Below are 21952 nucleotides of genomic sequence, written 5' to 3' on the forward strand. Positions count from 1 at the left end.
CCGGCCCACCGCCGGTACACCCCACCCGGTTCAACGCCCGCGAGGTGAAATCATGCCTGCTCGCCCCGGGTCCGGCCAGTGAGCGTACCGGCACCGGGCTGGCAGGATGGCGGGGTGACCCAGGTGTGGACCGTAGTGGTACCGGTGAAGCGGCTGGACGCGGCGAAGAGCCGGCTCCGCGGCGCGCTGCCCGGCCAGCCCCACGAGGCGTTGGCGCTGGCGTTGGCGGTCGACACGATCGAGGCGGTAGGTGCCTGTCCGGTGGTCGCCGGGGTGGTGGTGGTGACGGACGATCCGGCGGTGACGGCGGCGGCCGGGGCGGCCGGCGCCCGGGTGGTGGCCGACCACCCCGCCGCCGGGCTCAACCCCGCCTTCCGGTACGGCGCGGCAGTCGCCGGGGCCGGCTGGGTCGCGGGCCTCACCGCGGACCTGCCCGCGCTACGCCCGGTCGAGCTGGCGGCCGCCCTGTCGGCGGCACGGTCCGGCCCCACGACCCGCCGGTACGTACCCGACGCCACCGGCACCGGCACCGTGCTGCTGGCCGCGCCGCCCGGCGTGCCGCTGGATCCCCGCTTCGGGGCCGGCTCCGCGGCCGCGCACGCGGCCAGTGGTGCGCTTCCCCTGCTCGGCGCCGGGCCGAGCCTGCGTCGGGATGTCGACACCGCCGCCGACCTGGCCGCGGCCACCCGGCTCGGACTGGGGGCGCGCACCGCGTCGCTGTGCGGCGCGGCCGCCCCCACCGCCGGCCGGCCCGTGTAGCGTGCCGGTCATGCAGGGCACGGTGGCCACCTATGACGCGACGACCCGCAGCGGCGTGCTCCTCCTCGACGACGGCACCGAGCTGGCGTTTCCGGCGCCGGCCTTCGACGCCTCCGGCCTGCGGCTGCTCCGCCTCGGCCAACGGCTGCGGGTGGAGACCGACGGGGCGGGAACGGTGATTCGCGTGACGTTGCCGACGATGAGCTGAGCAACCCGACCAAGTTCATTTGGCGTTAACCAGGCTCAGGTCAAGATGGGCGGGTGAGCACCCCTGGCGAGTACCCCGCTGACTCCGTCGCCGGCCGACCGGCGGTTCCATCCCACAACGGCTCCCGCCCCCGCGGGGCCAACGGCCGCTTCCTGTCCGCCCGGGGCACCGACACCGCCGACTACCCGGCCGAGCCGACCGGCACCGAACCGGCCGAACCGACGGGCGCCGAACCGGCCGACGGCGCAGCCGGTCTGGAGGAGGTACTCGACCCGGTGCCGGCCCAGCCCGTCGAACCGCTCGCCGCGCAACCGCTGCCGGACGACCGGTTCCTCAACCGCGAGCTCTCCTGGCTGGACTTCAACGCGCGGGTCCTCGCGCTCGCCGAGGACCCGCGCACCCCGCTGCTGGAACGGGCGAAGTTTCTCGCCATCTTCGCCAGCAACCTCGACGAGTTCTACATGGTGCGGGTCGCCGGGCTGAAGCGACGGCTCTCCGCGGGGCTGCCGGTCCGCGGTGGCGACCGGATGCCGCTGCGCACCCAGCTCGAGCTGATCGCGGAGAAGACCGCCACCCTGGTTTCCCGGCAGGCTGCCTGCTTCGTCGACGACCTCCTGCCGAAGCTGGCCGCCACCGGCCTGCACATCCTCCGCTGGGGTGAGCTGACCGACGCCGAGCAGACCCGGTTGTGCACCTACTTCGGTGAGCACATCTTCCCCGTACTCACCCCGCTCGCGGTTGACCCGGCCCACCCGTTCCCGTACATCTCCGGACGTTCCCTCAACCTGGCGGTCTCCGTCTGCGCCCCGGACGGCGGACCGGAGCTGTTCGCGCGGGTCAAGGTACCCAACAACGTGCCCCGGTTCGTCCGCGTCCACCGCGACCAGCCGGGCGTCCAGGTGCTGCCGGTGGAAGATCTGATCTCGGTGCACCTGGGCCAGCTCTTCTCCGGGATGCAGGTGGTGGAGTGCCACCTGTTCCGGGTGACCCGCAACGCCGAGGTGGAGGTTGACGAGGACCGGGACGAGGACCTGTTGCAGGCCCTCGAACGGGAGCTCGCCCGGCGTCGGTTCGGTCCGTCGGTACGCCTGGAGGTCGCCGCCTCGATCTCCGAACACATGCTGGAGCTCCTCGTCCGCGAACTGGACATGGATACCCAGGACGTCCAGCGGGTCAACGGCCTGCTCGACCTGTCGGCGCTGTGGCAGCTCTACGGCGAGGCGGATCGGCCGGACCTGAAGGATCCGCCGTTCGTGCCGGCCACCCACCCACGGCTCGCCGAGGGCGAGGTGCCCCGCAGTGTCTTCGCCACCCTGCGCGATGGTGACGTGCTGGTACACCACCCGTACCGCTCCTTCGCCACCAGCGTGCAGCGCTTCATCGAGCAGGCCGCCGCCGATCCGAATGTGCTGGCCATCAAGCAGACCCTCTACCGCACCAGCGGCGACTCCCCCATCGTGGACGCCCTGGTGGACGCGGCGGAGGCCGGCAAGCAGGTGGTGGTGCTGGTCGAGTTGAAGGCCCGGTTCGACGAGATCGCCAATATCGGCTGGGCGCGGACGCTCGAGCGCGCCGGGTGTCACGTCGTCTACGGCCTGGTGGGCCTCAAGACACACTGCAAGACGGCGTTGGTGGTCCGGCAGGAGGGCAACCAGATCCGCCGCTACTGTCACATCGGCACCGGCAACTACCATCCCAAGACCGCCCGGCTCTACGAGGACTTCGGTCTACTCACCGCCGACCCGGAGGTCGGTGCCGACCTGACCGACCTGTTCAACGTGCTGACCGGCTACAGCCGGCAGACGACGTACCGGCAGCTACTGGTGGCGCCGCAGGGAATCCGTAGCGGCCTGATCGAGCGGATCGAGCGGGAGGTCGCCAACGTTCGGCTCGGCCAGTCGGGACTGGTCCAGTTCAAGGTGAACTCGCTGGTCGACGAGGAGATAACCGACGCGCTCTACCGGGCCTCCCAGGCCGGCGTCCACGTGGACCTGCTGATTCGGGGCATGTGCACGCTCCGCCCCGGCGTTCCGGGCCTGTCGGAGAACATCCGGGTCCGCTCGGTCCTCGGCCGGTTCCTGGAGCATTCGCGGGTCTTCCGGTTCGGCAACAACGGCGACGCCGAGTTCTGGATGGGCTCGGCCGATCTGATGCACCGCAACCTGGACCGGCGGGTCGAAGCCCTGGTGCGGGTCAATGACCCGGTCGCCCGGGCCGAGCTGGATCACGTGCTGGCCGCCGCGTTCAGCCCCGACGTGGAGGCGTTCGAGCTGGACGCGGAGGGCAGCTGGCACCGGGGCGTGGGCACCGGCGACGACCCCCGGGCGCACCTGCAGGAGTTGCTGCTACGCCGAGTTGGCGGCACGGCCGTACGCTAGCCAGATGGCGAGCGGGATCCGAGCGGCCGGCGGACTCCTCTGGCGGCCGGGCCGGGGCAGTGTCGAGGTCTGCCTGGTGCACCGCCCCCGCTACGGCGACTGGTCCCTGCCAAAGGGAAAGCTCGAGTCGGGCGAGCACCCGCTCCACGCCGCCCTCCGGGAGGTCGCCGAGGAGACCGGCGAACGGGCAGTGCCACAGGCCCGGCTGCCGAGCGTGCGTTACCGCAGCCAGGGCTGGCCGAAGGTGGTCGACTACTGGTCGATGCGGGCGGTCGCGCCCGGTGGCCTTCCGGTCGACAACGAGGTTGACGAGGTGCGCTGGCTCGCAGTGGACCAGGCGGTGCAGTTGGTCAGTTACCCGCACGACGCGGCGGTGATCCGCGCGTTCGTGGCCCTGCCACCGGTAACCGCGACGGTCATGCTGGTGCGGCCCGCACACGTGGGTGGGCGGAGCAGTTGGGCCGGGTCCCGGAGCGGCCGGCCGCTCTCCGTCGCCGGCTGGGCCCAGGCCCGACGGCTCGCGCCGCTGGTGGCCGTGGTGGCACCGGTACGCCTGCTCGCCGCGTCGGCCCGGCGCTGCGTCCAGACCCTCAACCCGGTGGCGGACCTGCTGGACCTGCCCGTTGAGGTAACCGAAGACCTGGACGAGCCGCGGGCGGGCCAGAGCCAGGACGAGTGCGCGTTGGCCGCTGCCGCCCGCCTGACCGCCTTCGGCGCCGCCGGTACGCCGGCGGTGGTGTGTAGCCAGCTCCCGATGATTTCGGCGGCGCTGGAGCGCCTCTCCGGCCGCTGCGTGGACCTCACCACCTCGCACGCTGGTGGTTGGCTGCTCGCCTTCGCCGGCGCGACTCTCCTCGCCCCCGACCCCTTGTAGCGCATCGGGGGCGCCCGCCGTGTTGGTGGACGCCCCCGATGGTGCCGGCTCAGCGCGTGGTCGCCCGCTTCGCCGGCGCCTTCCGCGCGGTGGCCTTCGTGGCCGCCGCGCTCTTCCGAGCCGCCGTGGACTTCGTGGCGGGCGCCGCCTTCTTCGTCGCGGACTTCCGCGCCACGGTGGCCCTCGTCGCGGTGGCGCGCTTCGCCGGAGCGGCATTGGCCGCGGCGGTCCTCTTCGCCGCGGTCTTCTTCGCCGGAGCGGCCTTGGCCGCGGCGGTCTTCTTCGCCGCGGTCTTCTTCGCCGGGGTGGCCTTGGCCGCGCTGGCGCGCTTCGCCGGAGCGGCCTTGGCCGCGGCGGTCTTCTTCGCCGCGGTGGCCTTCGCGGCAGTCGTCTTCTTAGCGGCGGTGGTCTTCGTCGCCTTCGCCGCGGTGGTCTTCTTGGCCGCGGCGCCAGTGGTTCTGGCCCCGGCCGCCTTGGCGGCGGTGGTCTTCTTCGCCGCTGTGGCCTTCGGCGCCTTGCCGCTGGCCACCATCTCCTTGAACCCGGTACCCGGGCGGAACGTCGGGACGGAGGTCTTCTTGACCTTCACCGCCTCGCCGGTCCGTGGATTGCGCGCTGTTCGGGCGCCCCGGACACGCTTCTCGAACGCTCCGAAGCCGGTGATCGATACCTTCTCACCCTTGGTAACCGCCGCCTGGACCTCAGTGAGGACCGCGTCGAGCGCGGCCGTCGCCGTCTTCCGGTCCCCCAGGCGAACGGCGAGCGTCTCGATAAGCTCGGCCTTATTCACGACTTCCTCCCGATTGTGCAACTGACTCGACGCGAGCCATTCTGCGCGCACGTTATGCCCTGTGCTGGCGCTACACAAACATTCGACAGAAAAAGACCCTTGTGTCGCAACAGATTCGCCCCCACCAGCGACGCCGGTGGGGGCGACTTTCCCGCGCGGGGCGGGGCAGGCGGCTATGTGATGGTCGGCAGGAACGGCCGCCGAGACGCCTCGAAGGCACCGATCAGGGGTTCGTGTCGAAGCGTGAGTCCAATGTCGTCCATGCCCTCCATCAGCCGCCAGCGGCTGAACTCGTCCAGCGGGAACGCCCAGGTCGCATCCCCGACCTGGACCCGGCGGGCGGCGAGGTCGACGGTGACCGGCGTGCTCGGATCGGCCTCGACGCGATCCCAGATCTCTTCGACCACTTCCAATTCCAACTCAACCGGCAGCAGCCCGCCCTTGAGCGCGTTACCCCGGAAGATGTCACCGAAGCGCGGGGACAGCACGACCCGGAAGCCCCAGTCCCGCAAGGCCCAGACGGCATGCTCCCGGGACGAGCCGGTGCCAAACTCAGGACCAGCAACAAGAATCGAGGCACCAGAATATGATTCATTGTTGAGGACGAACGCCCGATCCTCCCGCCAGGCACTGAACAAGGCATCCGCGAAACCCGTTCGCGTTACCCGCTTCAGGTGCACGGCCGGAATGATCTGGTCAGTATCCACATTCGAATGACGCAGTGGCACGGCGGTGCCGGTGTGGATGGTGAACTTCTCCATCAGCGGTGTCCCTTGCTACAGATCGGCGGCGGCCGCCAGCCGGCCCGCCACCGCGGTGGCGGCGGCGACCGGCGGGGAGACCAGGTGGGTACGCCCACCCCGGCCCTGGCGGCCCTCGAAGTTGCGGTTCGAGGTCGAGGCGGCGCGCTGGCCCGGCCGGAGCGTGTCCGGGTTCATCCCCAGACACATCGAGCAGCCCGCGAAGCGCCACTCAGCACCGGCTTCGGCGAAGACCTTGTCCAGCCCCTCCGCCTCGGCGCTCTCCCGTACCGCGGCGGAGCCCGGCACGACGAGCATCCGCACGCCCGGGGCCACCCGGCGCCCGCGCAACACGTCGGCAGCCGCCCGCAGATCCTCAATCCGGCCATTCGTACAGGAGCCGACGAAGACCACGTCAACGGTGAGGTCCCGCAGCGGGGTGCCCACGGCGAGGTCCATGTACTCCAACGCCCGACGGGCGGCGGCCCGCTCCGGCTCGGTGGCGAACTCGTCCGGGTTGGGCACCCGCGCGTCCAGCGACGCGCCCTGCCCCGGGTTGGTGCCCCAGGTCACGAACGGTGTGACCCGGCTCGCGTCCAGGGTCACCTCGGAGTCGAACGTCGCACCCGCGTCGGTGGGTAGCGTCCGCCAGTACGCGACCGCCGCCTCCCAGTCGGCGCCGGAGGGGGCGTTCGGCCGCCCCCGGAGGTAGTCGAACGTCGTCTCGTCCGGGGCGATCAGCCCCGCCTTGGCGCCCCACTCGATGGACATGTTGGCGACGGTCATCCGCCCCTCCATGGACAGCTTCCGGATCGCCTCGCCTCGGTACTCCACCACATGGCCACGGCCACCACCGGTACCGACCTGGGCGATCAGCGCGAGCACCAGGTCCTTCGCGGTAACACCCGGCGCGAGGTCACCGACGACGTTCACCGCCATCGTCTTCGGTCGGGCCTGCGGCAGCGTCTGGGTGGCGAGCACGTGCTCGACCTCACTGGTGCCGATTCCGAAGGCCAGCGCACCGAAGGCACCGTGGGTGGCGGTGTGCGAGTCACCGCAGACGATCGTCATCCCGGGTTGGGTCAGGCCCAACTGCGGGCCGATGACGTGGACGATTCCCTGGTTCCGGTCGCCCAACGGATGCAGCCGCACCCCAAACTCGGCGCAGTTGCGGCGCAGCGTCTCGAGCTGCGTCCGAGAGGTGGGATCGGTGATCGTCAACAGGTCGCCACGGCGGGACCGGTACGACGGGTCCGGGTACCCGGTGGGGGTGTTGTGATCCTCGGTCGCGATCGTCAGATCGGTGCGGCGAACCCGGCGACCGGCGAGGCGCAGCCCGTCGAAGGCTTGCGGGCTGGTCACCTCGTGGAGCAGGTGCAGGTCGATGAAGAGCAGGTCGGGCTCGCCCTCGGCGGATCGGACGACGTGCGAGGCCCAGACCTTCTCGGCCAGGGTCCTCGGCTCAGGAGTGACTCCCACCATCTGGACATCCTAAATTCTGGGAGGTATGTTTCGGCTTGTGGGACACAGTATGAGCGGTGTCGGCGTTCTCGACAAGGCGGTGGTCATCCTGGCCGCCTGCGTGGACGGCGCCAGCCTGGCCGAACTCGTTGAACGCACCAAGCTGCCCCGGGCAACCGCACACCGGTTGGCGCAGGCATTGGAGATCCACCGAATGTTGGTACGCGACACCCAGGGACGGTGGCGCCCCGGTCCCCGCCTGGGTGAGCTGGCCAACGCCGCGCCCGACGTGCTGCTGACCGCGGCCGAACCCCTGCTCAGCGCGCTCCGGGACGCCACCGGAGAGAGCGCGCAGCTCTACCTGCGCCGGGCCGACGAGCGGGTCTGCGTCGCCGCCGCCGAGCGGGCCAGCGGCCTGCGGGACACCGTGCCGGTCGGCTCGGTGCTACCCATGACCGCCGGCTCCGCGGCGCAGATCCTGCTGGCCTGGGAGCCACCGGAGGCGGTCATGCCGCTCCTGCCCCGCTCGAAGTTCACCGGCCGAGCGCTCGCCGAGGTCCGGCGCCGCGGCTGGGCGCAGAGCGTGGCGGAACGGGAGGCGGGAGTGGCGAGCGTCTCCGCGCCGATCCGGGATCGCACCGGACGAGTCATCGCCGCCGTCAGCGTCAGCGGCCCCATCGAACGGCTCGGCCGCCGTCCCGGCGAGCGCCACGCGATGGCGGTGGTCCGCGCCGGCCAGCGGCTCTCCGGCCTGTAGCCCAACCGGCCTTTGGTGGCCGAAGCCAACAGGCCCGGCTCGCGATGGCGAGCCGGGCCTGTTACGAATGAGTAGCCCCGACCGGATTCGAACCGGCGCTACCGCCTTGAGAGGGCGGCGTCCTGGGCCGCTAGACGACGGGGCCAGGAAATTTCCCGAACGACCACTCCACTGAGCGGTACGGAGATAGTGTACCGGCACCGGCCGGACCACCCACGGCGGGGGCAGGACCACCCACGGCGGGGGCAGCCCACCCCGGGTGAGATGGTGCGCCCACGCCGGGCAACACCCCCGACACGAGACGAACCCGGTCCGAGGGGGTCGGTAAACCTGGCCTGGACAACGGAAAAGCCCGCCCCGACAACGGGACGGGCTCACACCGCTTCTGTAGCCCCGACCGGATTCGAACCGGCGCTACCGCCTTGAGAGGGCGGCGTCCTGGGCCGCTAGACGACGGGGCCAGAACCTAATGCTTCCCACCCAGCGGGTGGGAAGCATTCCAGCGGAGGCGAAACCTCCGCTGAAACCAGCGGTCACGACTCAACCGAGCCGAGACAGCGCTGGGGTACCAGGACTCGAACCTAGACTAACTGAACCAGAATCAGTCGGGCTGCCAATTACCCCATACCCCATCGGCGCCTCGCAGCGCCGGGCACAAACATTACCCTCCCCCCGCCGCAGGGCCAAATCGCCCCCGACAGAACGTCCTTGAGCTGCAGAAACCTCGCACCGGATCAGCTGGCCGGCAGCACCGGGTTCGTCAACTCACCGACCCCCTCGATCCGTACGGTGACCGTATCCCCGTCCACGAGCGGACTAACCCCGGCCGGCGTGCCGGTCAGGATCACATCACCGGGAAGCAGCGTCATCACATGTGAGACGTACGACACCAGGGCCGGCACGTCGAAGACCATGTCCCGGGTCCGGCCCAGCTGGCGGACCTCCATCTCCTCCGGATCGCGACCCACCTCACACCGGATCTCCAGATCGGAGACGTCAAGGCCGGTGGTGATCCAGGGACCGATCGGGCAGAACGAGTCGAAGCCCTTGGCCCGGGTCCACTGCCCGTCCGCCCGCTGCAGGTCCCGCGCGGTGACATCGTTGGCGCAGGTGTAGCCGAAAACCGCCCGGGCAGCGGCGGCCCGATCGGCCCGCCGGGCACCGGGTGCCCCGATCACCACGGCCAACTCGGCCTCATGCTCGACCTGCTTCGACAGCGCCGGCAGCCGGATCGCGTCCCGCGGCCCGATCACCGAGGTGGACGGCTTGAGAAAGAGCAACGGTTCCTGGGGCACCTCGGCACCGTGTTCCGCCGCGTGCTCGGCGTAGTTACGGCCGACGCAGACAACTTTGCTCGGCAGGATCGGCGAGAGCAGCCGGACGTCGGAGAGCGCCCACCGGGCGCCAGAGAAGGTGATCCGTCCGAACGGATGCCCCTCGACCTCGGCGATGGTCAGCCCCTGCGGACCCGCCTCCGGCTCCCCCTCGACGACTCCGAACGACATTCCCTTGGTATGAGCGAAACGAGCGATACGCACCGGGACAATCTATCCCCGGCCTGGTGCGCGGGCGCAGCCGCAGGTCGAATGCCGCGTGGCGCGCCGCGCACCCTACGCCATCAGCACCCGCCCAGGGCTGGCTTCGCCACTTCCTACCGCCCGGCGTGACACCGCCCTAACGTCGGCTCCGGAGGTTCGTTCGTATGCCTGCATCGACACGACACCACAGGGCCCTCGCAGTGTTCGTCTACTGCCTCGGCATCCTCGCCGCCGTGCCGGCGCTACCCGGCCCGGCCGCCGCACAGCCGCCGGCCCCGCCCGGGGCAGCCACGGCGCCGGCCGGCCAGCCGTCCGCGGAGCCCTCCGCGGGGCCGGACCGGCCATCCGCGCCGCCGGCGCTGCCGATCCCGACCCAGGCGGCGGTCCCACCACCGAAGCCGCCGGTCACCGTGCAGGTCGCGTCGGAGAACACCGGCGCGCCGAAGTACCGGATCCAGGTCCGCAACGACGGGAACCGCCCGATCTCCACCACCGTCCGGCAGGAGCTCCCGCCGGGCACCTCGGCGACCTCGATCACCGACGGCGGCCGTCCCAGCCACCACGGCGGTACGGCCGGAACAGAGGTCACCTGGGACCTGCGGCTGCCCGCCCGCAGCACCACCACGCTCCGTACCGAGCTCTCCGCGCCAGCGGGTGCGCCCCTGACCGCGCCCGCCTGCGCCTTCGCCGCCGGCGGCGAACGCCCGTACGACTGCGCGACCGCGACCTGGCAGTCCGGGTCAACGCCGGCGGCGGCCGAGCCGGAACCACCGCTGTGGCAGCGGCCGGCCGCACTGCTCACCGGCTTCGGTGGGCTCGCCGCGCTCGCTGTCGGCGGCTGGTGGACCTGGCAGCGGCGGCGGCGCCCAACGCAGGTCCCGCTGCCGCACCCGGAAGGTCGCGGAAGTATCTATCCGCGACCGGCGGCACCGACCGCTCCGGCACGCCGCCGGCGACCCTCGACCTGGCTGCTCATCCCGGTCGCCGCGGTGGTACTGGTCGGCACCGTGGGCACAGCGGCCTGGACGGCCACCCGGAAGGCCGCCGCCGTCGACACCGACTCCAATCCCAGCAGCGGTGCCTGGATCGGCACCGCAGCCGCAGGGGCGATCGGGGAGCCGCTCCGCGAGGCGGCGTTCGAGTTCACGGTCTACCGGATCAGCTGCCAGCAGGCCGCTGCGGCACACAACTGCGCCGCGACCGTCGGGGTCCACAACCGCACCCCGGAACAGCAGAGCTGGCACGGTCAACTCCAACGGGCCTACCTCGCCGACGGTAACTTCGTCAACACCGACGAGCCGGCGACCCGCCGGGTGAACCAGGGCCGGGACGTGTTCGCCAAGCCACTGGCCGCCGACAGCCGGATGGTCCTCCCGCTGGTCTTCCGGGTGCCCGGCCAGCAGCCACCGACCCGACTCGAGCTACGCAGTGGGGTGTTCTCCGCCGGCGTTCGGGTGGACGTGCCCTGACGCCGGCGCGGCCCACGGTCGTGACGTTCGGGCCGTTCAGCTGGCCTCCGCCGATGGCTCCGGCAGGTACGTCTGGTACTTCTTCTTGATCAACGAGTTGTAGGCGTAACCCCAGATCCGGGTCCCCCGGAAGGTCCAGACCCGACCGGCCCGGACATCCACGACGGCCGGCTGGGCCATCACCCCGAAGCCGGCCAGATTCAGCCGGTACGCCTGCCGGGTCAACGCCGTCGCCGCGGGATCGGCGGCCTCCGTCACCAGGACCGGCAGCACGAGGACGCCCGACTGCACGCCGCGCCACTGGCCCTTGCGGTCCAGTCCGAGCCGCACCACGTCATCAACGAAGGTCCGCAGATCGCGCTCCTGCACCCGGTCCATCTTCGCGACGACCGTGAAGACGTGGATCCTGGCCAGCAGCCGAACCTGGGACCGGTAGCCGACCACGACCGGCGCCGCACCGAGGCGCTCATCGGTCACCGCGCACCCGTCGGCCACCAGCCGTTGCCGAACCGTCGCCACGTAAGCATCTCGCGCTACCATCGCACGCTGGCCCCCTTACCGACTCGCCATCGATCGAGCATAGAAAGGTCGGCACCCGAAGCACCGGCGTCTGCCCTTTCTCGCACCTCTTGGGACCGCCTGCCGGCCGGTCCCGGGCTGACGTGCCCGAACCGGATGGCATAAGCAGCCGTACCCTGGGGCGGGTGACCGCCGCTTCGCCCCCAACGGAGACCGTGCTCGACCTGCCGACCTGGCAGGCCCGACGCCGGGCGCACCAGGAGCGGATCGACACGTGGCTGGCCCCCCACCTGGCCCGCCGCCGCCGGGGCGAGCAGCATCCGGTGCAGGACTTCCTCTTCACCTACTACTCGTACCGGCCGGCCCGGCTCCGCCGCTGGCACCCCGGCGCGGGGGTGGTGCTGCGCGACGCGGACCCGGCCGACTTCGGGCCGGACTACCGCGCCGACGCCGCCGGCGCCACCCTCGACACCCCGGCGGTACGCGCCCGACGGGCCGAATCGATCACCTGGATCCGGAGCCTGTTGGCGGCCACGGCCGGCCGACCGGCACAGTTCGGCTGCTTCGGCATGCACGAGTGGGCGATGGTCTACCGGCAGACCCAGGACGAGGTCCGGCACAACGCCTGGCCGCTGCGGATGAGCCCGGCGCAGGTCGCCACGGTCGTCGAGGAGCGGGGGGTACGGTGCAGCCACTTCGACGCGTACCGCTTCTTCACCGCGCCGGCCCGGCCGCTGAACCTCCTCCAGCCGACCCGGGACAGCCAGCACGACCTGGAGCAGCCCGGCTGCCTGCACGCCAACATGGATCTCTACAAGTGGGCGTACAAGCTCTCCCCGCTGGTGCCGTCCGAGCTGGTCGCGGAGTGCTTCGAGCTGGCGGGGCAGATCCGCACCCTCGACATGCGCGCCTCGCCGTACGACCTGGCCGCCCTGGGCTACCCCCCGGTTGCGGTCGAGACCCCACCGGGACGGGTGGAGTACGCGGCCGCCCAGCGCGGTTTCGCCGAACAGGCCGCCCGGCTGCGCACCCGGCTACTGGAGGCGACTGACCGGTGCGACACGTAGTGACGGAGGTGATACCTTTACCGCCGCCGTGCATGACCACTGCCTGAGGAGGTGAGTCCGATCAACGCTGTGACAGGTCGGGACTCCCTCCCCCGCATGGCCTAGGGAGCGCCCGCACAAGGCACCCTCGAAAGGCCCAATCGGCATGTCCATTCGCGAGGAATTCTTCTCCGTCAACGGCGTTCCCGCGGTCCGGTGGACCGCGGAGACGGACCCCACCACCGCCGGTCGCCCCCTGATCCTCATTGGCCACGGCGGTGGTCACCACAAAACCCATCCCGCCGTCCTCCACCGTGCCCACCACTTCGTACGCACGGGCTTCGCGGTCGTCTCGGTTGATGTCCCGAACCACGGCGACCGCCCGACCGACGACCACTACCAGCGCATGGCCACCGAGATCCGGACCCGCGCCGAGTCCGGGGCAGAGCTGGCCCCACTGCTCACCGCCTTCCATGCCCGGGTCGCCAAGCAGACCGTCGGGGAGTGGCAGGCCGTGCTGGACCACCTCGGATGCGGACCCGTCGGCTACTGGGGCATCTCGCTGGGCTGCGGGCTCGGCGTGCCGTTCGTCGCCGCCGAGCCCCGGGTCCGCGCGGCGGTCCTCGGCCTGGGTGGAGCCGCGGCCCCGGCGCTCTGCGAAGCCGCCGCGCAGATCACCGTACCGATCGAGTTTCTGGTCCAGTGGGACGACGAGCGAGTGCCCCGCGAGCAGAGTGTGGCCCTCTTCGACGCGTTCGGCTCCGCCGACAAGACCCTGCACGCCAATCCGGGTCGGCACGGCGACCGGCTCCCCGAACACGAGCTGGACAGCGCGGTCCGGTTCTTCACCCGGCACCTGACGCCGCCGGTGACCGGCGCCGCCGAAGCGGCGCCGCCCGCTGGCCGACCCGGCTGATCCGGTCAGTCGCCGTCGACGCGGCGGTCCCGCTTGCGCTGGGACCGCCGCTTCTTCTCGGCCAGTCGACGTTCCTTGGCGGCGCGGGAGGGCCGGGTCGGGCGACGATGCTTCGGCGGCGGTGCGATCGCCGCGCGAAGCAGCGCGGCCATCCGCTCCCGGGCGGCCTCCCGGTTGGCGAGTTGGGCGCGGTGCTCGCTGGCGGTCACGGTGAGAACGCCGTTGACGAGTCGCCCGGCGAGGCGGTCGAGGGCCCGGGCCCGCAGCGGCTCCGGGAGCCCCGGTGCGGCAGCCAGGTCGAAGCTCAGCTCCACCCGGGAGTCGGTCGTGTTGACCCCCTGGCCACCGGGCCCGGACGACCGGGAGAAGCGTTCCCGCAGCTCGGCCTCGGGCACCACCCACCGATCGTGCACCCGCAGCCCACTGTCCACGCTTCCGAGGCTAGCGCCTGGGCCCCGGTGCGCACCGGGCAGGCCGGTACACCGGGCAGGCGGGGGCGTTCCGGGGCCCGGCCCCGCCGGCCTCAGCCCCCCTTACCGATGATCGTGTCGGCGGTCTGCTGCACCTGATCGATCGGGATGGCGAAACCGATCCCGATCGAGCCGTTGCCGTCGATCGTGGCGATCGCCGTGTTCACCCCGACCACCTCACCGCGGGCGTTCACCAGCGGTCCGCCGGAGTTCCCCGGGTTGATCGAGGCATCGGTCTGCACCGCCGTGTGCCGGTTGTCACCAAGGCGCACCTGCCGGTCCACCGCGCTCACGATGCCGGCGGTCACCGTACCGGCGAGACCGAGAGGCGAGCCCACCGCCAGCACCGGCTCACCGACCCGGGTCGTCCCCGGCTTGGCCAGCGGCAACGCCGTCAGCCCCGCGGACGACGGGATCCGCAGTACCGCGAGGTCGCTGCCGGGCTCCCGGCCCGCCACCTCGGCGGCGAACCGTCGCCCGTCCGGCAACTCCACCGTCACCGAACCAGTTCCCCCCTTCGCCAGGATGTGGTCATTGGTGATGATGTGCTGCTGGTCGTCGACGGCGAAGCCGGAGCCGGTCGCGGAGGCACCGTCGTCGCCGGCGGCCAGCACCGAGACCACTCCCGGGACGGTCTGCTCGGCGGCGGTCACCAGTTCCGCGGGGACCGGCGCGGCCGAGGCGGCTTCCGCACCGGGCGACCCGTCCTGGCTCGCCACCAGGCCACCGGCCGCGGCGCCGGAGACACTGGAAATCGCCACCAGCGCCAACCCAAGCAGCAGCCGGTGCTGCCAGCGGCGCGCCCCGCCCGCCCAGGCCGAGCCGGACTCGTCCGGCCAGGGCCGCCCCTCCGGGCCCAGCTCGGGCGAGATGAACCAGGGGCCACGCGGTTCGCCCAGCCCGCTCTGCACTGCCATACCCACGCTCCTCGTGTCGATCGGCCACCTGCACCCAGCCACCCGGCGGGCTCAGGGCAGGCGGGAGAACCAACGCATTGAGCCGGCCGCCGCTCCCAGCGCGAAGACCAGGCTGAGGCCGATGAACCGGGCCGAGACGTCCTGTCGCTTGGTGCGGTACCCCACCGAGCTGCCGATGTCGTCGTACACCGCGCGCAACTCCTCGACGCTGACCGCCTCGTGGAACTGTCCGCCGGTCTCCCGGGCGACCGCGTCGAGGGTCTGCCCGTCGACCGGCACCTGGATCGGCCGGCCGCCCCGGTCCACGTAGCCGGAGGCGGTGCCGAAGGCGATGGTGTGCACCGGGACCTCCATCTCCACCGCGTCGGCCGCCGCCTCCATCGGATCCATGCCGGAGGTGTTGGCCCCGTCGGAGAGCAGCACGATTCGGGCCGGCGGCGGGTCCGTCGCCGCCTCCCCGTCCAGCGCCTTCACCGCTCCGAGCGAGGTGTTGATCGCCTCTCCGATCGCGGTGCCCTGCACCCCGGTCGCCCCCTCGACCAGCCGATCAATCCCCTCGTCGAGCGCCTCCCGGTCGGTGTCCGGCGGCACCAGGACAGCGGCGCTGCCGGCGAAGGCGACCAGGCCCACGTTGAACTCGTCGGGGAGGCCGTCCACGAAGCGACGGGCCGACTCCTTGGCGGCGCTGAGCCGGTCCGGCTCCACGTCCCCGGCGAGCATCGAGGTGGAGACGTCCACCGCCACCATCACGGTCGCCCGTTCCCGGGGAACCCGCACCTCGGCGGTGGGCCGGGCGAAGCCGACCACCAGCAACGCCAGCATCGCCAGGAAGAGCCCGGCCGGCACGTGCCGGCGCCAGGCCGGTCGCTGTGGTGCCACCCGGTCCAGCAGCCGCAGGTTCGTGAACCGCACCGCGTACTGGCTCCGGCGGCGCTGTAGCAGGACGTAGCCGGCGACCAGTCCGAGCACGGCGAGCAGCAGCCACAGCCGGGTCGGCGAGAGCCAGATCACCCGCTACCTCCCCTCCCGGCTGGGACCGGGACGGTGGCCAGCCGGCGTTGTTGGTGCACGTGCCGCACGATGTCGGCGACCCAGTCCCGGTCGGTCCGCAGTGGCAGGTGCGCCGCACCGCCACGGCGTAGCGCCTGGCGTACCTGATCCCGCTGGGCGGCAGCCGCCGCGGCGTACCGCTGGCGCAGCCCGGGGTCGCCGGTCCAGACCTCCCGCCGCCGGCCGCTCTCCGGGTCCACCAGGGTGACCAGGCCAACGTCGGGCAGCTCCCACTCCCGCGGGTCGGTCACCTCCACGGCGAGCACCTGGTGCCGAACGGCGAGCCGCCGCAGGAGTTGTTCCCAGGGGGCGGGTTGCCCGGGCGATTCGGGCAGGCCATCCAGGAAGTCCGAGATCACCACCACCAGCCCGCGGCGGGTCGCCACCCGACGTACGCCGTCCAGCGCGGTGGCCAGGTCGGGGGGCGCGAGCGGTGCGGTGTCCTGGTCGTACCCGCCGTGCCGGGGAGCGGCCAGCAGCGTTCGCAGCAGCCCGAAGAGATGGGTACGGCCGCTGCCGGGGGCGTGGCGGCGGAGCCCGGTCGGGGTGAGCACCGACGCGCCGAGCCGGTTGCCCACTCCGGCGGTGAGGAAGCCCACCGCCGCGACGGCGGCTACCGCCAGTTCCCGCTTGTCCAGTTCGGCGGTGCCGTACTCCATGCTGACGCTGGCGTCCACCAGGAGCCAGGTGGTGAGTTCCCGGTCGGCGTCGAGCTGACGCACGTGCGGCACGGTGGTCCGGGCGGTCACCGCCCAGTCCATCCGGCGGACCTCGTCCTCACCGGGCCGGTACTCCCGACTGCCGGCCGGTTCGCTGCCTGGCCCGGGGAGCAGCCCTTGGTACTGGCCGTGCAGCAGGCCGTCGAGCCGCCGGGTCACGGCCAGCTCGAGCCGGCGGAGCCGCCGGTCCCCGGCCAGGTCGGCCAGGCCGGGGTCCGGTAACACCGGGCCAGCGGGCCGACCGCGCCACCTCACGCCGCCGCCAGGTTGGGCGCGGCGTCGGTGACCCCGGCGACCCGGGGCGGCGGTACCGCGTTGACCAGCCGCCGGATGACCGACTCGGCCGACACTCCGTCGGCGACCGCGTCGAAGGAGAGGACCAGCCGGTGGGCGAGCACATCGGGCGCCAACTCGCGGACATCTTCGGGCAGCACGTACTCCCGGCCACGCAGCAGGGCCTGGGCTCGGGCGGCGGCGACCAGGCCGAGGGTGGCGCGGGGACTCGCCCCGTAGGCGAGCAGCGGGGCGACGTCGGGCAGGCCGAACCGGACCGGGTCCCGGGTGGCCAGGATCAGCCGGACCACGTACTCGGCGAGCGCGTGGTGCACGAAGACCCGGCTCGCCCGGGCCTGGAGGTCGAGCAGCCGTTGCGGGTCGAGCACCGGCTGGGGCGTCGGCCGGTCGCTGCTCATCCGGTAGAGGATGGCGAGTTCGTCGGCGTCGCTCGGGTAGTCCACCGTCACCTTCATCAGGAACCGGTCTCGCTGCGCCTCCGGCAGTTGGTACACCCCCTCGGACTCGATCGGGTTCTGGGTGGCCAACACCAGGAACGGCGCCGGGACCTCCCAGCTCCGCCCGCCGATCGAGACCTGGCGTTCGGCCATCGCCTCCAGCAACGCGGACTGCACCTTCGCCGGAGCACGATTGATCTCGTCGGCGAGGACCAGGTTGGCCATGATCGGACCCAGTTCGACATCGAACGTCTCCCGGGACGCCCGATAGACACGGGTGCCGACGATGTCGGAGGGAACCAGGTCGGGAGTGAACTGGATGCGGGAGAAGCTGCCGCCGACGACGGTGGCGAGGGTCTGCGCGGCAAGTGTCTTCGCGACGCCGGGCACCCCTTCCAGGAGGCAGTGTCCGTCGGCGATCAGCGCGGTGAGTAGGCGTTCCACAATCCGGTCCTGCCCAACGATCACGCGCTGGACCTCGGCGAGAGTCTGTCGTAGCTCGGTGCCGGCTGCGTCGGGATCGACCGAGCTGGGCTCGGGGGCCAAGGTGTCCGAGATGTCCGTCACGGTGCTTGCTTCCCGCGTCGGACGGCGGCAAACGTCGGACTTACCGCACGGGGAAGCCCACCACCAATGATTCTCCTCGTAACTGGACAAAGAACCTATTGAACGCCGAATACCTGCGGCAGCCTCGGCGCAGGGCTGGGCAGAGCGGCGTGCCCTGGACGAGTTACGCCACCCACGCTCCCGCCAACGTAGCCCCGACCCGGACATTCGGCCGACGAACGTGCTGGTCATCGGCGTAGGCCAGCAATGACCGGCCCGCGAGAAGGCCCGGCGCCGTTTCCCGCCGCAACACTTGCCGGATGACTCGTTCATCTATATCGACAGGTTCGATGGTGAGAGCCACGGACACGCCAAGCCGTCGGGCCATGTTCGTCAGGAGAGCGGCGAAACTGCTGAGCGGACTAGCCGCGCTGACGGTCGTCGTCGGAGCGGCCGCCATGCCCGCGCAGGCGACGCCGACGCTCATGGCACCGTCAGCGAACACCGCCACCACGCTCACACCCGTCGGCGGCGGCGACGGCATCATCTTCCTGCTCCGTCCGACCCCGGAGGCGCCCACCAGCTACGGCATCTGCACTCTCACCGCGGTCGGCCGCGATGGGACCGGCAATCTGGTGGCCCTGACCAACGCACACTGCTTCATCGACCCCGAGGGCAACAAACTGGTCGGCGAAGAGGTCTATCTCGACTCCTCACCGGCCGGGACGGCGGCCGCCCCCGCCCCGCCCGAGCAGAGCCGTCCGGACCTGACGACGGGCCCCATCGGCACGGTGACCTACGTCAGTACGCCCAACAACCTACTCAGCACCGACCCCAAGGGTCTGGACTTCGCGGTGATACTTCTGGACGAAACCAGGGTCGCACCCACCAGCACCGTCGGCGGGGTGACCATCACCGCGATTGGACCCCCACCCGCCACCGGAACCCGCATGTGCAAGCAGGGGCACAGGACCGGTCTCACCTGCGGCATGCGGCTGGGCACCAACGGCATCTGGTTCACCCACCTCGTCTGGACCTGGTCCGGGGACTCCGGCGCCCCCATCGTCGTCGGCCAGACGCTGGTAGGCAACGCGTGGGGCCTCCAGCACAGTTCGCCGATCCTGAGCATCATCGACGAGATGAACGCGGTGGGCGGCGTCGGCGCAGGATTCCACATCGTCTCCTGACGGCCCGGGGTAGGTACGTGGCGAGGAAGAAGTGAGCAGGGCCCCCGCGCTGGCGCAGCACGAACCGCGCCAGCGCGGGGGTCGGGCCACGGCGAACTCGATTCGCCTGCTGCCGTTGCCGTACTAGGCTGCGGTCGTGGCGGAGACAGGTACCCCCCTTCGACGGCCGAGGGCTTCGACCGTGGCCGGTTGGTTGGCCGTCACACCGGGTGCCGCCTGGGCGGCGGTACGCCTGCTCGGCCTCGACCACGGGCCCCTCGTCCAGCTACTGGCCTTCACCCCGTACGCCGCCGCGGCCAGCCTGCTGCCCCTGATCCTGCTCCTCGCGTGGCGACGCTGGCGGCCGGCCGCCGTGGCGGCGGTGACGACCGTGGTTCTGGTCGCCGTGGTGGCACCGCGGACGTTCGCGTCCACCCCGCCGCCCGCCACCGGCCCGCCGGTACGGCTGCTGACCGCCAACCTGCTGGCCGGCACCGCCGACGCCGAGGCGCTGGTTGGCCTCGTCCGGCGGCACTCGGTGGAGGTGTTGGCCGTACAGGAGTTCACCCCGGCGATCGCGGCCGAGTTGGACCGCCTCGGGCTCGACCAGCTCCTGCCGTACCGGGAGCTACACCCCGTCGAGGGGACCACCGGCTCCGGGCTGTACGCGCGCTACCCGATCAGCGCGGGCGGCGTCCGGCACAACAGCAACGGCTGGGGCTTCCGCCAGGCCTACGGAACCATCCTCGTCCCGGCGGCACCGCCGGTCCAGGTCGAGTCGGTGCACCCCGCCGCCCCGTACGCGCTCGACCAGGTCGGAAACTGGCGCCGGGACCTCGCCACCCAACCCCCCGCCACCCCGGACGGACAGCTGCGCATCCTCGCCGGCGACTTCAACGCCACCCTCGACCACGCCCCGCTGCGCGCCCTGCTGGACACCGGGTACGTGGACGCGGCGGACGCTGCCGGGACCGGGCTCACCGGCACCTGGGGGCCGTACGACGGTGACCTGATTCCACCGGTGACCATCGACCACGTGCTGGTGGACCGGCGGATCGCGGTCCGGTCCACCGCCGTGTACGCGATCCCGGGCAGCGACCACCGCGCGGTCTTCACCGACCTCCGCCTCCCGCCGGCCGGTTGAGTCAGGACCCGCCACCCCGGGCCTGGTCCAGCCCGTAGGTCAGCGCGTCGACCAACGCGTCCCAACTCGCCTCCACCACATTGGGGTGCACGCCCACCGTGGTCCAGTCCCGACCGGCGCGGTCTGACGTCTGCACCAGCACCCGGGTCACCGCCCCGGTGCCGTGGCTGCCCGCCAGAATCCCCACCTTGTAGTCCGCCAACTCGACGTCGCGCAGCTCGGGGTAGTGCCCGACCAGACCGGCGCGCAGCGCCTCGTCGAGCGCGTTGACCGGGCCGTTCCCCTCCGCGGTGGCGATCACCCGCTCGCCGCGTACCCAGATCTTGACGGTCGCCTCGGAGACGATCACGCCGTCCTCGCGGTGCTCGACCAGGATCCGGTAGGACTCCAGCGTGAACGGTCGGGGCGGCGCCGCGTCCGGCAGCTCGGAGCGGACCAGCAGCTCGAACGAGGCGTCGGCGGCCTCGAACGACCAGCCCTCGGCCTCCAGCTCCTTGACCCGCTTGGTGACCCGGCTCAGCGTCTCCGGGTGGTCGGCCAGGTCGAGGCCCAGCTCCCGGCTCTTGAGTTCGATGCTGGCCCGGCCGGCCATCTCGGTGACGAGGATGCGCATCCGGTTTCCCACCAGCTGTGGGTCGATGTGGTTGTAGAACAACGGATCCACCTTGATCGCACTCGCGTGCAACCCCGCCTTGTGGGCGAAGGCCGCCGCCCCGACGTACGCCTGGTGGGGGTCGGGGGCCATGGTGGCGAGCTCGGCGATGCCGCGGGACACCCGCACCATCTGTTCCAGGCAGCCCTCGGGTAGGACTGGCAGTCCGAGCTTGAGTTGCAGGTTCGCCACCACGGCGAAGAGGTCGGCGTTGCCGGGTCGCTCGCCGTACCCGTTGGCGGTGCCCTGCACGTGCCGCACGCCCGCCTCCACCGCGGCGATGGTGTTGGCGACGGCGCAGGCGGTGTCGTCCTGGGTGTGGATGCCGAGTTGCTCGGGCGCCACCGGAAGCCGGGCGGTGAGGTCGGCGATCACGGCGGTGACCTGGGAGGGGAGCATGCCACCGTTGGTGTCACAGAGCACGAACCGCTCGGCACCGGCGGCGAGTGCGGCCCCGACCACCGACGAGGTGTACCCGGGGTCGTCGCGGTAGCCGTCGAAGAAGTGCTCCCCGTCGACGAAGACCTGCCGCCCCTGCGCCACCAGGTACGTCACGGTGTCGTGGACCATCGCCAGGTTCTCGTCGGCGGTGGTGCGTAAGGCCCCCCGTACGTGCCGCAGGTCGGCCTTGGCGACCAGCGTGACGGCGGGGGTCTCGGCGGCGAGCAGGCTGCGCACCTGCGGGTCGTCGTCCGCCTGTTGGCCGGCGCGCCGGGTGGCGCCGAAGGCCACCAGCACCGCGTGGCGCAGGTCGAGTTCGGTACGGGCCAGGCGGAAGAACTCGGTGTCCTTCGGTACCGCGCCCGGCCACCCTCCCTCGATGAAGCCCACCCCGAACTCGTCGAGGAGCCGGGCCACCGCGAGTTTGTCGGCCACCGTGTAGCTGAGCCCCTCGCGCTGGGCGCCGTCACGCAAGGTCGTGTCATAGACCTGGAAGGTCATCAGGATCCTCTCTGCGGCAACAAAAAGACCCCCCACGAACGTGGGAGGTCTGCGCGCTCGGCGGACGGGAGGCCGGCGCGCTAACGGCGAATAATCAGGACGGTGTGGTGCACAGAGCTCACTGTGCCAGCCACGGCCCCGGTGGGGCAGCTAAATCCGC

At 71.7% G+C, this 21952-nt stretch carries 21 protein-coding genes and 3 tRNA genes; 10 read left to right on the forward strand and 14 right to left on the reverse strand.

The window, feature by feature from the left end; translation table 11 throughout:
- The first annotated feature begins 114 nt into the window (after positions 1-114).
- The 4 genes from cofC to H0524_RS08710 are packed head-to-tail and all read left to right on the forward strand — an operon-like array spanning position 115 to position 4219.
- Entirely contained in the window at positions 115-759 is a 645-nt protein-coding gene (cofC, locus tag H0524_RS08695; protein ID WP_180198184.1) for a 2-phospho-L-lactate guanylyltransferase, read from the forward strand.
- A 10-nt stretch (positions 760-769) separates the two neighbouring features.
- Positions 770-967, forward strand: a complete 198-nt coding sequence (locus H0524_RS08700) for a hypothetical protein (protein ID WP_018740399.1) — start codon at positions 770-772, stop codon at positions 965-967.
- Positions 968-1020: 53 nt separating this feature from the next.
- Entirely contained in the window at positions 1021-3345 is a 2325-nt protein-coding gene (locus H0524_RS08705) for an RNA degradosome polyphosphate kinase (RefSeq protein ID WP_180198185.1), read from the forward strand.
- Between the two features lie 4 nt (positions 3346-3349).
- On the forward strand, positions 3350-4219 hold the full coding sequence (locus H0524_RS08710) for a bifunctional NUDIX hydrolase/histidine phosphatase family protein (RefSeq protein ID WP_180198186.1): 870 nt from the start codon (positions 3350-3352) through the stop codon (positions 4217-4219).
- A 49-nt stretch (positions 4220-4268) separates the two neighbouring features.
- Here H0524_RS08710 and H0524_RS08715 read toward each other — a convergent pair whose 3' ends face one another.
- The 3 genes from H0524_RS08715 to leuC all read right to left on the reverse strand — a co-directional run bounded on the left by H0524_RS08715 (position 4269) and on the right by leuC (position 7231).
- A complete protein-coding gene (locus tag H0524_RS08715; protein WP_180198187.1) occupies positions 4269-5009 on the reverse strand; it encodes an HU family DNA-binding protein in 741 nt (246 codons plus the stop codon).
- A gap of 173 nt (positions 5010-5182) precedes the next feature.
- Positions 5183-5770, reverse strand: a complete 588-nt coding sequence (gene leuD / locus H0524_RS08720; protein WP_180198188.1) for a 3-isopropylmalate dehydratase small subunit — start codon at positions 5768-5770, stop codon at positions 5183-5185.
- Between the two features lie 15 nt (positions 5771-5785).
- Positions 5786-7231 carry a 3-isopropylmalate dehydratase large subunit gene (gene leuC, locus H0524_RS08725; protein ID WP_180198189.1) on the reverse strand — a complete coding sequence of 482 codons (1446 nt, stop codon included), beginning with the start codon at positions 7229-7231 and terminating at the stop codon, positions 5786-5788.
- 49 nt (positions 7232-7280) lie between these two features.
- Between leuC and H0524_RS08730 the strand changes: the two genes are divergently transcribed.
- On the forward strand, positions 7281-7967 hold the full coding sequence (locus H0524_RS08730; protein ID WP_018218902.1) for an IclR family transcriptional regulator: 687 nt from the start codon (positions 7281-7283) through the stop codon (positions 7965-7967).
- A 72-nt stretch (positions 7968-8039) separates the two neighbouring features.
- Here H0524_RS08730 and H0524_RS08735 read toward each other — a convergent pair.
- From H0524_RS08735 to H0524_RS08750, 4 genes are all read right to left on the reverse strand, one after another.
- Positions 8040-8112: transfer RNA gene (locus H0524_RS08735), tRNA-Glu, on the reverse strand.
- A 243-nt stretch (positions 8113-8355) separates the two neighbouring features.
- Positions 8356-8428: transfer RNA gene (locus H0524_RS08740), tRNA-Glu, on the reverse strand.
- 99 nt (positions 8429-8527) lie between these two features.
- Positions 8528-8599 (reverse strand) — tRNA-Gln (locus H0524_RS08745).
- Positions 8600-8701: 102 nt separating this feature from the next.
- A complete protein-coding gene (locus H0524_RS08750) occupies positions 8702-9505 on the reverse strand; it encodes a fumarylacetoacetate hydrolase family protein (protein WP_180198190.1) in 804 nt (267 codons plus the stop codon).
- Between the two features lie 164 nt (positions 9506-9669).
- On the opposite strand from H0524_RS08750, the gene H0524_RS08755 reads away from it, so the two are divergent.
- Positions 9670-10974 (forward strand): hypothetical protein, encoded by a 1305-nt coding sequence (locus tag H0524_RS08755; RefSeq protein WP_180198191.1) that lies wholly within the window; start codon positions 9670-9672, stop codon positions 10972-10974.
- 36 nt (positions 10975-11010) lie between these two features.
- Here H0524_RS08755 and H0524_RS08760 read toward each other — a convergent pair whose 3' ends face one another.
- Complete coding sequence (locus H0524_RS08760) at positions 11011-11514, reverse strand: hypothetical protein (protein ID WP_180198192.1); 504 nt, start codon at positions 11512-11514, stop codon at positions 11011-11013.
- A 164-nt stretch (positions 11515-11678) separates the two neighbouring features.
- On the opposite strand from H0524_RS08760, the gene H0524_RS08765 reads away from it, so the two are divergent.
- Both H0524_RS08765 and H0524_RS08770 read left to right on the forward strand, forming a co-directional pair.
- Positions 11679-12560, forward strand: a complete 882-nt coding sequence (locus H0524_RS08765) for a 3-methyladenine DNA glycosylase (RefSeq protein ID WP_309225046.1) — start codon at positions 11679-11681, stop codon at positions 12558-12560.
- A gap of 145 nt (positions 12561-12705) precedes the next feature.
- Positions 12706-13455 (forward strand): alpha/beta hydrolase, encoded by a 750-nt coding sequence (locus H0524_RS08770; protein ID WP_180198193.1) that lies wholly within the window; start codon positions 12706-12708, stop codon positions 13453-13455.
- A gap of 5 nt (positions 13456-13460) precedes the next feature.
- On the opposite strand, the gene arfB is transcribed toward H0524_RS08770, so the two are convergent.
- The 5 genes from arfB to H0524_RS08795 form a co-directional block, all read right to left on the reverse strand.
- A complete protein-coding gene (gene arfB, locus H0524_RS08775) occupies positions 13461-13886 on the reverse strand; it encodes an alternative ribosome rescue aminoacyl-tRNA hydrolase ArfB (RefSeq protein ID WP_180198194.1) in 426 nt (141 codons plus the stop codon).
- 92 nt (positions 13887-13978) lie between these two features.
- Positions 13979-14842, reverse strand: coding sequence for a S1C family serine protease (locus H0524_RS08780; RefSeq protein ID WP_180198195.1), 864 nt, complete (start codon positions 14840-14842; stop codon positions 13979-13981).
- A gap of 51 nt (positions 14843-14893) precedes the next feature.
- Positions 14894-15853, reverse strand: a complete 960-nt coding sequence (locus H0524_RS08785) for a VWA domain-containing protein (RefSeq protein ID WP_180198196.1) — start codon at positions 15851-15853, stop codon at positions 14894-14896.
- Positions 15850-16836 (reverse strand): DUF58 domain-containing protein, encoded by a 987-nt coding sequence (locus H0524_RS08790; protein WP_180198197.1) that lies wholly within the window; start codon positions 16834-16836, stop codon positions 15850-15852. The genes H0524_RS08785 and H0524_RS08790 overlap by 4 nt, the downstream gene beginning before the upstream one ends.
- A gap of 26 nt (positions 16837-16862) precedes the next feature.
- Positions 16863-17909, reverse strand: a complete 1047-nt coding sequence (locus H0524_RS08795) for a MoxR family ATPase (RefSeq protein ID WP_180198198.1) — start codon at positions 17907-17909, stop codon at positions 16863-16865.
- 329 nt (positions 17910-18238) lie between these two features.
- On the opposite strand from H0524_RS08795, the gene H0524_RS08800 reads away from it, so the two are divergent.
- A complete protein-coding gene (locus tag H0524_RS08800) occupies positions 18239-19075 on the forward strand; it encodes a S1 family peptidase (protein WP_255435847.1) in 837 nt (278 codons plus the stop codon).
- 181 nt (positions 19076-19256) lie between these two features.
- Positions 19257-20198, forward strand: a complete 942-nt coding sequence (locus tag H0524_RS08805) for an endonuclease/exonuclease/phosphatase family protein (protein WP_375371997.1) — start codon at positions 19257-19259, stop codon at positions 20196-20198.
- A 1-nt stretch (position 20199) separates the two neighbouring features.
- On the opposite strand, the gene cimA is transcribed toward H0524_RS08805, so the two are convergent.
- The gene (gene cimA / locus H0524_RS08810) at positions 20200-21792 is read right to left on the reverse strand and encodes a citramalate synthase (protein WP_180198200.1); all 1593 of its coding nucleotides are present in this window, start codon (positions 21790-21792) and stop codon (positions 20200-20202) included.
- Positions 21793-21952 lie beyond the last annotated feature (160 nt).

The sequence above is a fragment of the Salinispora sp. H7-4 genome (assembly GCF_013416675.1).
In the GTDB taxonomy this organism is placed as follows: Bacteria; Actinomycetota; Actinomycetes; order Mycobacteriales; family Micromonosporaceae; genus Micromonospora; species Micromonospora vitiensis.

What these genes read in the sequence shown, in the direction of transcription:
- H0524_RS08800 (WP_255435847.1), top strand. Translation starts at nt 18,239, where the DNA reads ATGGTGAGAGCCACGGACACGCCAAGCCGTCGGGCCATGTTCGTCAGG.
- H0524_RS08770 (WP_180198193.1), top strand. Translation starts at nt 12,706, where the DNA reads ATGTCCATTCGCGAGGAATTCTTCTCCGTCAACGGCGTTCCCGCGGTC.
- H0524_RS08760 (WP_180198192.1), bottom strand. Translation starts at nt 11,514, where the DNA reads ATGGTAGCGCGAGATGCTTACGTGGCGACGGTTCGGCAACGGCTGGTG.
- cimA (WP_180198200.1), bottom strand. Translation starts at nt 21,792, where the DNA reads ATGACCTTCCAGGTCTATGACACGACCTTGCGTGACGGCGCCCAGCGC.
- H0524_RS08780 (WP_180198195.1), bottom strand. Translation starts at nt 14,842, where the DNA reads ATGGCAGTGCAGAGCGGGCTGGGCGAACCGCGTGGCCCCTGGTTCATC.
- H0524_RS08710 (WP_180198186.1), top strand. Translation starts at nt 3,350, where the DNA reads ATGGCGAGCGGGATCCGAGCGGCCGGCGGACTCCTCTGGCGGCCGGGC.
- leuC (WP_180198189.1), bottom strand. Translation starts at nt 7,231, where the DNA reads ATGGTGGGAGTCACTCCTGAGCCGAGGACCCTGGCCGAGAAGGTCTGG.
- H0524_RS08755 (WP_180198191.1), top strand. Translation starts at nt 9,670, where the DNA reads ATGCCTGCATCGACACGACACCACAGGGCCCTCGCAGTGTTCGTCTAC.
- H0524_RS08700 (WP_018740399.1), top strand. Translation starts at nt 770, where the DNA reads ATGCAGGGCACGGTGGCCACCTATGACGCGACGACCCGCAGCGGCGTG.
- leuD (WP_180198188.1), bottom strand. Translation starts at nt 5,770, where the DNA reads ATGGAGAAGTTCACCATCCACACCGGCACCGCCGTGCCACTGCGTCAT.
- H0524_RS08730 (WP_018218902.1), top strand. Translation starts at nt 7,281, where the DNA reads ATGAGCGGTGTCGGCGTTCTCGACAAGGCGGTGGTCATCCTGGCCGCC.